The sequence below is a fragment of the Devosia albogilva genome, from assembly GCF_042685625.1.
GTDB lineage: Bacteria > Pseudomonadota > Alphaproteobacteria > Rhizobiales > Devosiaceae > Devosia > Devosia albogilva.
The window spans coordinates 480,265-492,305 of the sequence record NZ_JBHUNP010000001.1 but is presented as its reverse complement, the minus strand read 5'-3'; the positions used below and the strand labels follow the sequence as shown (position 1 = coordinate 492,305).

The following is a 12,041-nucleotide window of genomic DNA, read 5'->3' as shown; positions in this document are numbered from 1 at the left end:
CGGCCGCCTCATCGAAGGTGCCGCCCGAATCATCATAGTGCTTGGGGCATGCAGCAATACCTCCAGCTTCTGTCCGACATCCTCGAGCGCGGCGTCGACAAGTCCGACCGCACCGGCACCGGCACGCGCTCGCTGTTCGGCTACCAGATGCGCTTCGACCTCGCCGAAGGCTTTCCGCTGGTCACCACCAAGAAGCTGCACCTCAAGTCGATCATCTACGAATTGCTCTGGTTCCTGCGCGGCGACACCAATGTGCGCTGGCTGCAGGAGCGCGGCGTCAAGATCTGGGACGAGTGGGCCGACGAGAACGGCGACCTCGGCCCCGTCTACGGCTCGCAATGGCGGAGCTGGCCGGCGCCCGATGGCCAGCACATCGACCAGATCGCCAATGTGGTCGAGTCCATCCGCACCAAGCCGGACTCCCGCCGCCACATCGTCTCCGCCTGGAACCCGGCCGAGGTCGACGAGATGGCGCTGCCGCCCTGTCATTGCCTCTTCCAGTTCTATGTCGCCAACGGCAAGCTGAGCTGCCAGCTCTACCAGCGCTCCGCCGACACCTTCCTGGGCGTGCCGTTCAACATCGCCTCCTATGCCCTGCTGACCCACATGGTGGCGCAGGTCACCGGGCTGGGCGTCGGTGAGTTCGTCCACACCTTCGGCGACGTCCACCTCTATTCCAACCACTTCGAACAGGCCCGCCTGCAACTCACCCGCGAGCCGCGCCCGCTGCCGAAACTGGTGATGAACCCTCAGGTCAAGCGGCTCGAGGACTTCACCTTCGAGGACTTCAGCTTCGAAGGCTACGACCCGCACCCACACATCAAGGGTGCGGTGGCGGTTTGAGCCGGACGCTGGCCGAGCTTACCGAACTGGTGTCGGAAGTGTCCGACACCTATGCCTCGCGTAACGGAATTGACCGCAACGAAGACTGGTACCTGCTTAAGGTCCAGGAAGAACTGGGCGAGCTGACTTCCGAGTATCTCCGCACCACCGGGCGCCATCGCCTCTAGGGCGCAGACGCTGCAAGCATCAGGCAAGCGCTGGAAGACGAGACTGCCGACGTGCTCGCCATGCTCCTGCTTTTCGCCCGCCGCAACGACATCGACCTCGATGCCGCGCTGGAACGCAAGTGGTTCCAGTACCTCGGGCGCTCGCCCATTGTATAGCTCGCTGCCTCTTCAGCATTTCAGCTCGATTATTTCCGTCGCCTCAGGCTAGAACGAAGTGGGAAAATTGTAGGGGTCCCGATGCGCAGGTTGATCTCGGTTCTTCTGGCACTGGCGGCGTCTCCCGCCCTGGCCAACGACACCTCCGCCGTTCTCACCACCGGCGGGCTCGAATTCGTCAGCAATGGCGAGATCGCCATGCAGAGCGAAGATCTCTACATCTCCAAGCACGAGATCCGCGTCACCTACGAGTTCCGCAATGACAGCGACGAAGACGTGACGCTGCTCGTTGCCTTCCCGATGCCCGACATCGTCCCCAACCACTTCTCGCCCGTGGGCTTCCCGGAAGGTCCAGCCGAGAACCTCTTCGAGTTCGAAACCCTGTTCGAGGGCGAGCCGGTCGAGGCGACGCTGCACGAATATGCCATCGCCGCCGGCGTCGATCGGACCAAACTGCTCCGCCAGCTCGATATCCCGCTGGTGCCGATCCGCCAGGAAGCGATCGATGCCGTCGATGCGCTGGAAGGGGAAACCCTGGAGACCTTGCTGCATCTCGGCCTCGCCATTCCCGACGAGTTCGATGCCGGCGAGGGCTGGGAAAAACACCACTGGCCGAACTGGACCTATCGCGCCACCTACACCTGGGAAGCCACCTTCCCGGCCGGCGAAACGGTGACGGTGGAGCATCGCTACAAGCCGAGCGTCGGCGGCACCACCGGTGTCGCGTTCCTCTACGAACCATTCGAAGATGGCTACGACCCGGCGGCCGAGTATCAGCAGAAATACTGCACCGACGACGACTTCATTGCCGCGGTGCGCAAGACCCTGACCAACCCCGATGAGCCCTGGACGGCCCCCTTCTTCGAGAGCTGGTTGAGCTACATTCTCACCACCGGTGGCAACTGGGCCGGCGGCGGCATCGAGAAGTTCCGCCTGGTGGTCGACAAGGGCAACCCCGCCAACCTCGTCTCCTTCTGCGGCGAGGACGTGAAGAAGATCGGGCCCACCACCTTCGAAATGGTCAAGGAAAACTTCTGGCCGCGCGAAGAGCTCAACATCCTGATCCTCGACCGCAACGACCTGTAGATCACGCCCCACGCATGACCCTTACGATCCGACCCGCCATTGCCGGTGAAGCCGGTCTCGTCCTGCGCTTCATCCGCGAGCTGGCCGCCTATGAGAAGCTCGAGCACGAGGTGAAGGCCACCGAGGCCGATCTCGAGCGCGACCTGTTCGGTGACAGCCCCCGAGTTTTCGCAGAAATTGCGGAGTGGGACGGCAGACCGGTCGGCTTCACCCTCTGGTTCTACACCTACTCGACTTTCCAAGCGCGCCACGGCATCTGGCTCGAGGATCTCTATGTCGACCCCGCCATGCGCGGCAAAGGCATCGGCAAGGCGCTGCTGGTCAACCTGGCGCAACGCTGCGTTCGGGAGGGGCTGGGGCGCTTCGAGTGGTGGGTGCTCGACTGGAACGAGCCGTCGATCGAGTTCTACAAGAGCCAGGGTGGCGTTATGCAGGATGAATGGACCAAGGTGCGCATCGAGGGCGAGGCACTGCAGCGCCTGGGGGCACCATGACCGCCAAGATCGCCATGATCGCAGCCGTGGCCCGAAACGGGGTGATCGGCAACGACCAGACCATCCCCTGGCGCATTCCGTCCGACTTCGCCTTCTTCAAGCGCACCACCATGGGCAAGCCGATGGTGATGGGCCGCAAGCAGTTCGAAACCGTCGGCAAGCCGCTGCCCGGCCGCTCCAACATCATTGTGACCAGGGACCGGGACTACAGGGCCGAGGGCACGGTGGTGGTCCATACGCTCGATGAAGCGCTTGGCCTCGCAGCCGAAATCGCGGCCAAGGACGGCGTCGGCGAGATCATGATCATCGGCGGCGGCACGGTGTATGAGCAGCTTATGCCCTTGGCAGACCGGCTTTACATCAGCCATGTCGACCTTGCGCCGGAGGGCAATATCCATTTCCCGCAGATCGATCCTGCTACCTGGCAGGTGGTGGCCGAGCCCGAGATCACGCCCGATCCGCGCGACGCCGCGCCCTACCGCGTCAAAGTGTATGAACGCCGCGCCAGGTCGGCGCATTGATCGGCTTCGGCGCCTTGCCTATATAGGTCGCCAACACTTCACAAAAATGCTGCCGAAAGGATCGCGATGCCCTGGGAGAGTAATGGAGGCGGGGGTGGCCGCAATAATGGGGGCGGTGGCCCATGGGGCCAGGCTCCCGGCGGCGGTGGCGGTGGCCCGCGTCGCCCCGGCGGTAACACTCCGAACCTCGAGGACATCCTCAACCGTGGCCGCGACCAGTTCCGTGGCGGCGTTCCCGGCGGCCGTTGGGCGATCATTGGTGGCGTCCTGGTGCTCGCGGCCTTCTGGCTGCTGAACGCCGTCTATACGGTTCCTGAGGGCGAGGTCGGCGTCGAGCTGCGCTTCGGTGCTCCCAAGCCCGAACTCTCCCAGGCGGGTCTGCACTTCCATCTGTGGCCGATCGAGACGGTGGAGCGCGCCTCGCTCGCGGTCAACCAGATCACCATCGGCGGCACCAATAGCGGCGACCGCACCAGCGACGACGACGGGCTGATGCTCTCGGGCGACCAGAACATCGTCGATGTGCGCTTCTCCGTCTTCTGGTCGGTGAGCGATCCGATCGCCTACCTGTTCAACGTCCGCGACCCCGACGCCATGATCCGCGCCACGGCCGAAAGCGCCATGCGCGAAGTCGTCGGCCGGCGGCCGGCCAACGACGTCTTCCGTGACGATCAGGCCGGCATCGAAATCGAGGTGCAGGACATCACCCAGGCCGTGGCCGAGAGCTATGGCATCGGCGTCACCATCAGCCAGGTGTCGATCGAAGGCGCTGCCCCGCCGGCCGAAGTGGCCGACGCGTTCAATGAAGTGCAGCGTGCCGAGCAGGACGAGGACCGCCTGCAGGAAGAGGCGCGCCAATACGCCAACACGCTGCTGGGCGACGCCCGCGGTCGTGCTGCGGCGTTGCGTGAAGACGCGGCCGCCTATGCCAATCGCGTGGTGCAGGAAGCCACCGGTGAGGCCGAGCGCTTCAACGCCATCTACGCCGAATACGTGAACGCCCCCGAGGTGACCCGCAAGCGCCTGTTCCTGGAAACCATGGAAGAGGTGATCGGGCAGTCCACCAAGGTGCTCGTTGAAACGGGTGCCGGCAATCAGGGCGTCATTCCGTACCTGCCCCTGCCGGAGCTGAGGCCGAACACCTCGACCAGCACCGTGCCCAGCACCTCGACGGGGAACTGACGCAAATGAACAATCGCCTCATCATCATTGGCGTCGTCATCGTCGCTGCCCTCTACGTGTTCTTCTCGTCCATCTTCGTGGTCAACGAGCGGGAGCAGGCCATCGTCCTGCGCTTCGGCCAGATCCTCGACGTGCGTGAAGAGCCGGGTCTCTACTTCAAGATCCCGACCGACTTCATCGACACGGTGCAGATCATCGAGGACCGCCTGCTGCGGCAGGACCTCACCAATCTGCGCGTTCAGGTGTCGGGCGGTGCCTTCTATGAAGTCGACGCCTTCATCACCTACCGCATCGTCGATCCGCTGCGCTTCCGTATCGCCGCCCAGGGTCAGTTGGCCCAGGTGGAAGACCGTGTCGCCACCCGCTTCGCCGCCGTGCTGCGTCAGGTCTATGGTCAGCGCGAATTCAACGCGGCGCTGTCCGAACAGCGCCCGGAGATGATGCGCGAAGCTGCCGACCTGATCCGTCCCGACCTGCAGGCACTCGGCATCGACGTCGTCGACGTCCGCATCCTGCGTACGGACCTCGCCGCACAGGTGTTCGAGCAGACCTTCGAGCGCATGCGTGCCGAGCGTCTGGCCGAAGCCGCCCTGCTGCGGGCTCGCGGTCAGGAACAGGCGCAGAGCCTGCGCGCCATCGCCGACCGTCAGGCTGTCGAGATCGTTGCCGCGGCAACCCGTGACGCGGAGATCATCCGCGGTACGGGCGACGCCGAACGGAACCGCATCTTTGCGGCGGCCTATGGCCAGGACGCGGAGTTCTTCGAGTTCTTCCGCTCGCTGGAATCCTACCGCACCGCCCTGTCCGGCACCGGCACCACCATGGTGCTGTCGCCCGACAGCGAGTTCTTCCGCTACTTCGGCTCCAACGGCGAACTGCCCGCGGCCAACGAGAACCTCGCGCCGCCGCAGCAATTGTCCATCACTCCGGAGCTGCCGAGCACCGACGAGCCCGCGCTCGACGGCCTCGGCATCGAGGAAACGCCGGCTCCGTCAATCACGCTCGATGACGGCTCGGAACTGCAGCCCACGATCGGCACCGAAGTGCCGCCGCCGGCCAACCCGGATGCGCCGGGTGCGCCGAGCGAGCCGGCAACGGTGACGGGCGGCGATGCAGTGCCGAACGCCGCCGATGCGCCGCCGGCGCAGTAAGGCACAGAACGATGTGGAAAGGGCCGGCTCAGCCGGCCCTTTCTTTTTGCGCGATCAGCGGCCGAGAGCCACGCGGATTGCCTGTTCCACCGGTGAGTAGCTGCCGTCCGACCGCTCCAGCGTGATCGGCTCCTTCGGGAACAGCGGCGGCTGGGCCATGAACTTCACGGTCTTGCCCCGGTGCGGCTGCGCCGCGTGCACCAGGAAGGGGTGGCAGAGATAGACCGTGCCGGCCGGACCGGTGGCCAGCGCCTCGCGGCCGGTGTCGAACCAGTCCGGACGATCCTCGGACATGTTCCTCAGCGTCCGTCCGCCCTCGCCCGCCGGGGCAAGGTAACGCGCCACCTCCAGATGCGAGCCGATCCGGATGCGGGTCGGGGCGTCGTCCTCGCCGACATCGGAGAACAGGAACAGCATCAGCAAGGCCCGCCCCTTGGAGCTGACATTGGCGCGGATGTTCATGAAGTCGGTCTGGTCGTCCGTGGGCAGCATGTAGCTGCCGTCGACGTGCCAGCCGTCGTCGCCGGGTGCCTCGTCGGAGGGGAAGCGTACCGGGAAAGTGCCGAGCCCCTGCGGCGGGGCCCAGCGGCCGGCGCCGACGAGCTGGTCATAGGCCGAGTGCAGCACCGGCGTATTGGCGGCTTCGCGGAACGGCAGGTCGTGGTAACCGCCGAGGCGGATCACCGGCTTGGTCCAGGTGGACTTGTCGTCGGGGTTGACCCCGGTGTCGCGCCAGAGGATGGCGCGGCCCTGATCGGCAAGCTCGCGCGGGAACGCGTTGTCGATGCGCAGGAAGCCATCGGTGATGAAGCGGTCGAGCTCAGCCGGGCTGAGCACGGGAGAAGAAGCAGGCATGTGATGTGTCCATGAGTTCGCGTGGCCGCAGACGCGGCCGGACGAGCGCAGATGCGCTCGGGCTTAGTGCCCGGAATGGGCGCCCTCAGGCGCTCAGGAAAACGGCGAACTTCATCATCATGGTGCGGGCATTATCGCCGTGCTCTCCGACACCGTCAAGCCGGGAGGGGGTGCCCCCTCCCGAAGGAGAGGGCGGAGCGTGGTCAGGCGACACGCTGACGCCAGAAGCGATGGAGGCCATCGATGTCGGCCGAGGTCAGCAGCGGCATCGCCGCGGTGAGTTGTTCCACCGACCAGTCCCACCAGCGCAGCTCGAGCAGCTTGGCGATGGCCTCGTCGCTGAAGCGCTTGCGGATCGGCTTGGCCGGGTTGCCACCGACGATGGTGTAAGGCTCGACGTCCTTGGTCACCAGGGCCCTTGTGCCGATGACGGCACCGTCACCGACGGTGATACCGGGCATGATGATCGCCTCCGAGCCGATCCACACGTCGTGGCCGATGAGCGTGTCGCCCGCGGGCTGGAAAGCGTTGGCGGCGGGTGCGAACTCCGGTGCATCAGGCACGAAGGCAAACGGAAAGGTTGAGATCCAGTCGTTCCGATGCCCCTGATTGCCCGCCATGATGAAGGCAGCGCCGCTGCCGATGGAACAGAAGCTCCCGATGATCAGCCGGTCGACGCCCGGTTCGGTCATCAGATAGCGGGCACAGTCATCGAAGCTGTGGCCGTGATAATAGCCGGAATAGTAGCTGTAGCGGCCAACTACGATGTTGGGATTGGTGACCTGACGGTCGAGCGGGATGCCCAGAAACGGGCTCTGGAAGTAGTTGGTCATGGACTTGCTCGCGATCACAGGTGGCCGGCCAGCGGCTCGGCGTCATCCTGTCGATGTGGGGAAGCGGACAAGCGGGCAGCACGAAGCGGCCGGCGCGTCCGGTGCAAGAGGCGACCCTCGGGGGTGTCAGACCCTCAGGCCGCGATGGAGCAAGTACAGTCTGCCATCTTCATGATGCCCGCTGGATAAACCAGGACGGAACCCGGTGTCCAGCCGTCAGAGGCTGCCGTCGTCCGCCAGCGCGCGAGCGATGAAGTCTTCCGGGTCGGCGGCGAAGTCCTGGTAGAGGCGGAAATGGCGGGTGCGGAGCAGGTCGGTCTCCGCGAAGCCCGCCGGGGTCACTTCCAGCAGCCGCGCCCCGGGCACCGCCATCAGGATCGGCGAGTGCGTGGCCATGATGATCTGTGCCGTTGCTGATTGCTGCACCTCGTGCAGCAGCCGAAGCAGTTCGAGCTGGCGCTTGGGCGAGAGGGCGCTTTCGGGCTCGTCGAGCAGGTAGATACCTTGCCGCCGCATCCGCTCGTCGAAGAAGCGGATGAAGCCTTCCCCGTGGCTCCAGGACAGGAAATCCGGCGCGGCCCCCCCGCTTTCGACGGCTACCTGGTCGAGGTACCGGGCGACGGAAAAGAAGGATTCCGCCTTGAAGAACCAGCCATTGGTCACCTTGGGCAGCCACGATGCGCGCAGGGCGGTGGCAAGCTCCGCCCCACTTTTGTCGAGAGCGCCGGAATGGTCGAGCGGTTTGTAGCCTTTGCCGCCGCCGGCCTCGTCGAAGCCGCACAGCGCCGCGATGGCTTCCACCAATGTGGATTTGCCGGTGCCGTTCTCGCCGACGATGATGGTGAGCGGGGTGGCGAACTCGATCTCGAATTCGTCGGTCAGCCACGGCAGGTCGAACGGATAGCGGTCCTCGCGCTCGACATCGTCACGCAGCCAGAGCCGCTTCAGAAATGGCGCCGGCAGGCGGGTGTCACGGCTCTTTCGCATGCGCGGAAGGTGGGTAGGGCGGGGATGGGAGTCAAGCGTGGCTCCACCCACCCTCAATCCCTCCCCACCGAGGGGAGGGAGGCGCAGGAGCCCCAGTGCTGGTGTTCACCGTCTCCTTCCCCTTGTGGGGAGGGATCCAAGGATGGGGGAGCACCAGCTTCCCATAGACCTCATGGTGAGCCTGTCGAACCACGAGGTCGGTAGCACCGGGGCCGCGACCTCGCCCTTCGACAAGCTCAGGATGAGGTCTACGGAGACTGGGCCGATCCGCCCTAAGCCGCGAAATACTCCTGCACCGAGCGCACCTGCAGGTTCCCTCGCTGGTAGGCGACGATCCCTTCCACCGCGGCCAGGGCGCCATCGATGGTGGTGTAGTAGGGGATCTTCGCCAAAAGCGCCGTGCGGCGGATGTCGCGACTGTCGGAGATCGACTTCATGCCGTCCGTGGTGTTGATCACCAGTTGCACGCCGCCGTTCTTCATGGAGTCGACGATGTGCGGGCGGCCTTCGAGCACCTTGTTGATCTTGGTCGCCGGCACGCCGTTCTCGGCGAGGTAGCGCTGGGTGCCGCCGGTGGCGAGGATGGTGAAGCCCGCCTCGACCAGGTGGCGCGCCATGTCGACGATGTGCTCCTTGTCCTGGTCGCGCACCGAGATGAAGGCCGCGCCCGAGTTGGGGACCTTCTGGCCGGCGCCCATCTGCGACTTGGCGAAGGCGATGGCGAAATCGGTGTCGAGGCCGATCACTTCGCCCGTCGACTTCATCTCCGGGCCGAGCACGGTGTCGACGCCGGGGAAGCGGTTGAACGGGAACACGGCTTCCTTGACGGCGATGTGCTTGAGCTTCTTCTCGGCAAGGTCGAAGGCCGACAGCTTCTCGCCGGCCATGACGCGCGAGGCGATCTTGGCGATCGGCTTGCCGATCACCTTGGCGACGAAGGGCACGGTGCGCGAAGCGCGCGGGTTCACTTCCAGCAGGTAGATGGTGCCGTCCTTGTAGGCGTACTGGACGTTCATCAGCCCCCCGACCTTGAGCGCGAAGGCGAGTTCACGCGTCTGGCGCTTGAGCTCGGCAATGGTCTCCTCGGAGAGGGTACGCGGCGGCAGCGAGCAGGCGGAGTCGCCCGAGTGGATGCCGGCTTCCTCGATGTGCTCCATGATGCCGGCCACGAACACGTCCTCGCCGTCGCACAGCGCATCGACGTCGATCTCGGTGGCGCCGGACAGATAAGCGTCGAAGAGCAGCGGGTTGTCGGACAGGACGGAATTGATCTGGCCGGTCTTGTCGTTGGGGTAGCGCGACAGGATGTCGGGCGGCACCAGGCCGGTCAGCGTGTCCTGCACATAGCGCTCGAACTCGTTGGCCGAGTGGACGATGGCCATGGCGCGGCCGCCCAGCACGTAGGACGGGCGGATCACCAGCGGGTAGCCGAGACGCTCGGCGACGAGCCGCGCCTGCTCCAGCGAGTAGGCGATGCCGTTCTTGGGCTGGGTCAGGCCAAGCTTGTTGAGGAGCTTTGAGAACAGGTCGCGGTCCTCGGCAAGATCGATGGCGTCCGGCTGGGTGCCCAGGATCGGCACGCCGGCGTTCTGCACCGCCTCGGCCAGGTTCAGCGGGGTCTGGCCGCCGAACTGCACGATGACGCCGTGGAGGGTGCCGTTCTGCTTTTCCGTCTCGAGGATCTCGATGACGTCTTCCTCGGTCAGTGGCTCGAAATAGAGCCGGTCGGAGGTGTCGTAGTCGGTCGAAACCGTTTCGGGGTTGCAGTTGACCATGATGGTCTCGTAGCCGGCATCAGCCAGCGCAAAGGCCGCATGGCAGCAGCAATAGTCGAACTCGATGCCCTGGCCGATGCGGTTCGGGCCACCGCCGAGGATCACCACCTTCTTGCGATCCGATGGGCGTGCCTCGTCCTCGGGCTCGCCTGCAAAGGGCGCCTCATAGGTCGAGTACATGTAGGCCGTCGGCGAAGCGAACTCTGCGGCCGAGGTGTCGATGCGCTTGAACACCGGGCGCACGCCTAGCTCGTGGCGCAGGCGGCGGACGTCGGCCGGCTTGAGGTTGGCGAGCTGCGCCAGGCGGGCATCGGAGAAGCCCATCGACTTCAGCATGCGCAGGGTCTGCGCGTCCTTGGGCAGGCCGTATTCGCGGATGCGCTGCTCGGTATCGACGATGCCGCGCATCTGATCGAGGAACCACGGGTCGATCTTGCAGGCTTCGAAGATGTCTTCGTCCGAGACGCCGAGGCGCATGGCTTCCGCCACATGCAGCAGCCGCTGCGGCGTCGGCGTGCCGAGCGCGCCCTTGATGGCGTTCTTGTCGTCGCCTTCGCCGAGACCCGGAATGCCCACTTCGTTGAGGCCGGTCAGACCGGTTTCGAGCGAGCGCAGCGCCTTCTGCAGCGACTCCTGGAAGGTGCGGCCGATGGCCATGGCCTCGCCCACCGACTTCATCGAGGTGGTGAGCTTGTTGTCGGCGCCGGGGAACTTCTCGAAGGCGAAGCGCGGGATCTTGGTGACGACGTAGTCGATGCTCGGCTCGAACGAGGCCGGGGTGGCGCCGCCGGTGATGTCGTTTTCGAGTTCGTCGAGCGTGTAGCCGACGGCGAGGCGCGCCGCGACCTTGGCGATCGGGAAGCCGGTGGCCTTGGAGGCGAGCGCCGAGGAGCGCGACACGCGCGGGTTCATCTCGATCACCACCATGCGGCCATCGCGCGGGTTGATGCCGAACTGCACGTTCGAACCGCCGGTCTCGACGCCGATCTCGCGCAGCACCGCCAGCGAGGCGTCGCGCATGATCTGGTATTCCTTGTCGGTCAGCGTCAGCGCCGGGGCGACGGTGATGGAGTCGCCGGTGTGAACGCCCATCGGGTCGATATTCTCGATCGAGCAGACGATGATGCAGTTGTCCTTCTTGTCGCGGACAACCTCCATCTCGTACTCTTTCCAGCCGAGCACGCTTTCTTCCACCAGCACTTCATTGGTGGGCGAGGCGTCGATGCCGCTCTCGCAGATGGCGAGATATTCCTCGCGGTTGTAGGCGATGCCGCCGCCGGTGCCGCCGAGGGTGAAGCTCGGGCGGATGATCGCCGGCAGGCCGATCACTTCGAGCGCCTGCAGGGCCTCGATGGTGTTGTGGGCGAGCATCGAGCGCGGGGTCTCGAGCCCGATCTTCTTCATCGCATCGCGGAACAGCTCGCGGTCCTCGGCCTTGTCGATGGCCTCCGCCGTCGCCCCGATCATCTCGACCCCGAACTTGTCGAGCACGCCCATCTTCCTGAGCGACAGGGCGCAGTTGAGCGCGGTCTGGCCGCCCATGGTCGGCAGCAGCGCGTCGGGACGCTCCTTCTCGATGATCTTGGCGACCACTTCGGGGGTGATCGGCTCCATATAGGTGGCGTCGGCGAGGTCCGGATCGGTCATGATCGTCGCCGGGTTGGAGTTCACCAGGATGATCCGGTAGCCCTCCTCCTTCAGCGCCTTGCACGCCTGGGTGCCGGAATAGTCGAACTCACAGGCCTGCCCGATGATGATCGGACCCGCACCGATGATGAGGATCGATTTGATGTCGGTACGCTTGGGCATGGGGCTCGCTCGGCTCTGATCTACTGAAGCCGGGCGAGGGGGAGGAGAATCGCCCGGACGCACCCATCCGCGCGAAACCCGCGCGGCAACTGAGCGCTGCGGCACGGGGCAGGAGACCGGACGTGGTGGTTAGGTGGGCGGTTTAGCGGAGAAGAACCGCAAAGGGAAGGGGCGGCGTCGCA

The 12,041-nt window shown here is 65.3% G+C and carries 10 protein-coding genes and 1 pseudogene; 7 read left to right on the top strand and 4 right to left on the bottom strand.

The features are described 5' to 3' along the window. The first annotated feature begins 48 nt into the window (after positions 1-48). The 7 genes and pseudogenes from ACFSX5_RS02525 (at position 49) to ACFSX5_RS02495 (ending at position 5,600) form a co-directional block, all read left to right on the top strand. Positions 49-843 carry a thymidylate synthase gene (locus ACFSX5_RS02525; RefSeq protein ID WP_386831468.1) on the top strand — a complete coding sequence of 265 codons (795 nt, stop codon included), beginning with the start codon at positions 49-51 and terminating at the stop codon, positions 841-843. Then, positions 840-1,166: pseudogene (locus ACFSX5_RS02520) on the top strand (phosphoribosyl-ATP pyrophosphohydrolase). The gene ACFSX5_RS02525 and the pseudogene ACFSX5_RS02520 overlap by 4 nt, the downstream one beginning before the upstream one ends. An 81-nt stretch (positions 1,167-1,247) precedes the next feature. Then, entirely contained in the window at positions 1,248-2,252 is a 1,005-nt protein-coding gene (locus ACFSX5_RS02515; RefSeq protein WP_386831466.1) for a DUF4424 domain-containing protein, read from the top strand. A gap of 14 nt (positions 2,253-2,266) precedes the next feature. Then, the gene (locus ACFSX5_RS02510) at positions 2,267-2,746 is read left to right on the top strand and encodes a GNAT family N-acetyltransferase (RefSeq protein WP_386831464.1); all 480 of its coding nucleotides are present in this window, start codon (positions 2,267-2,269) and stop codon (positions 2,744-2,746) included. Then, positions 2,743-3,267, top strand: coding sequence for a dihydrofolate reductase (locus tag ACFSX5_RS02505; RefSeq protein WP_386831462.1), 525 nt, complete (start codon positions 2,743-2,745; stop codon positions 3,265-3,267). The genes ACFSX5_RS02510 and ACFSX5_RS02505 overlap by 4 nt, the downstream gene beginning before the upstream one ends. A gap of 66 nt (positions 3,268-3,333) precedes the next feature. Next, entirely contained in the window at positions 3,334-4,449 is a 1,116-nt protein-coding gene (gene hflK / locus ACFSX5_RS02500; protein ID WP_386831460.1) for an FtsH protease activity modulator HflK, read from the top strand. Between the two features lie 5 nt (positions 4,450-4,454). Beyond that, a complete protein-coding gene (locus tag ACFSX5_RS02495) occupies positions 4,455-5,600 on the top strand; it encodes a protease modulator HflC (RefSeq protein WP_386831459.1) in 1,146 nt (381 codons plus the stop codon). Positions 5,601-5,654: 54 nt separating this feature from the next. Here ACFSX5_RS02495 and ACFSX5_RS02490 read toward each other — a convergent pair whose 3' ends face one another. The 4 genes from ACFSX5_RS02490 to carB all read right to left on the bottom strand — a co-directional run bounded on the left by ACFSX5_RS02490 (position 5,655) and on the right by carB (position 11,859). Next, positions 5,655-6,455 (bottom strand): phytanoyl-CoA dioxygenase, encoded by an 801-nt coding sequence (locus ACFSX5_RS02490; RefSeq protein ID WP_386831457.1) that lies wholly within the window; start codon positions 6,453-6,455, stop codon positions 5,655-5,657. 203 nt (positions 6,456-6,658) lie between these two features. Then, positions 6,659-7,288 (bottom strand): type B chloramphenicol O-acetyltransferase, encoded by a 630-nt coding sequence (gene catB, locus ACFSX5_RS02485; RefSeq protein WP_386831455.1) that lies wholly within the window; start codon positions 7,286-7,288, stop codon positions 6,659-6,661. A gap of 216 nt (positions 7,289-7,504) precedes the next feature. Then, positions 7,505-8,275, bottom strand: a complete 771-nt coding sequence (locus ACFSX5_RS02480) for an AAA family ATPase (protein WP_386831453.1) — start codon at positions 8,273-8,275, stop codon at positions 7,505-7,507. A 272-nt stretch (positions 8,276-8,547) separates the two neighbouring features. Further along, positions 8,548-11,859: a carbamoyl-phosphate synthase large subunit gene (gene carB, locus ACFSX5_RS02475; protein WP_386831451.1), complete on the bottom strand. Its 3,312-nt coding sequence runs from the start codon at positions 11,857-11,859 to the stop codon at positions 8,548-8,550. Positions 11,860-12,041 lie beyond the last annotated feature (182 nt).

What these genes read in the sequence shown, in the direction of transcription:
- hflK (WP_386831460.1), top strand. Translation starts at nt 3,334, where the DNA reads ATGCCCTGGGAGAGTAATGGAGGCGGGGGTGGCCGCAATAATGGGGGC.
- ACFSX5_RS02525 (WP_386831468.1), top strand. Translation starts at nt 49, where the DNA reads ATGCAGCAATACCTCCAGCTTCTGTCCGACATCCTCGAGCGCGGCGTC.
- ACFSX5_RS02490 (WP_386831457.1), bottom strand. Translation starts at nt 6,455, where the DNA reads ATGCCTGCTTCTTCTCCCGTGCTCAGCCCGGCTGAGCTCGACCGCTTC.
- ACFSX5_RS02505 (WP_386831462.1), top strand. Translation starts at nt 2,743, where the DNA reads ATGACCGCCAAGATCGCCATGATCGCAGCCGTGGCCCGAAACGGGGTG.
- ACFSX5_RS02480 (WP_386831453.1), bottom strand. Translation starts at nt 8,275, where the DNA reads ATGCGAAAGAGCCGTGACACCCGCCTGCCGGCGCCATTTCTGAAGCGG.
- ACFSX5_RS02515 (WP_386831466.1), top strand. Translation starts at nt 1,248, where the DNA reads ATGCGCAGGTTGATCTCGGTTCTTCTGGCACTGGCGGCGTCTCCCGCC.
- carB (WP_386831451.1), bottom strand. Translation starts at nt 11,859, where the DNA reads ATGCCCAAGCGTACCGACATCAAATCGATCCTCATCATCGGTGCGGGT.
- ACFSX5_RS02495 (WP_386831459.1), top strand. Translation starts at nt 4,455, where the DNA reads ATGAACAATCGCCTCATCATCATTGGCGTCGTCATCGTCGCTGCCCTC.
- ACFSX5_RS02510 (WP_386831464.1), top strand. Translation starts at nt 2,267, where the DNA reads ATGACCCTTACGATCCGACCCGCCATTGCCGGTGAAGCCGGTCTCGTC.
- catB (WP_386831455.1), bottom strand. Translation starts at nt 7,288, where the DNA reads ATGACCAACTACTTCCAGAGCCCGTTTCTGGGCATCCCGCTCGACCGT.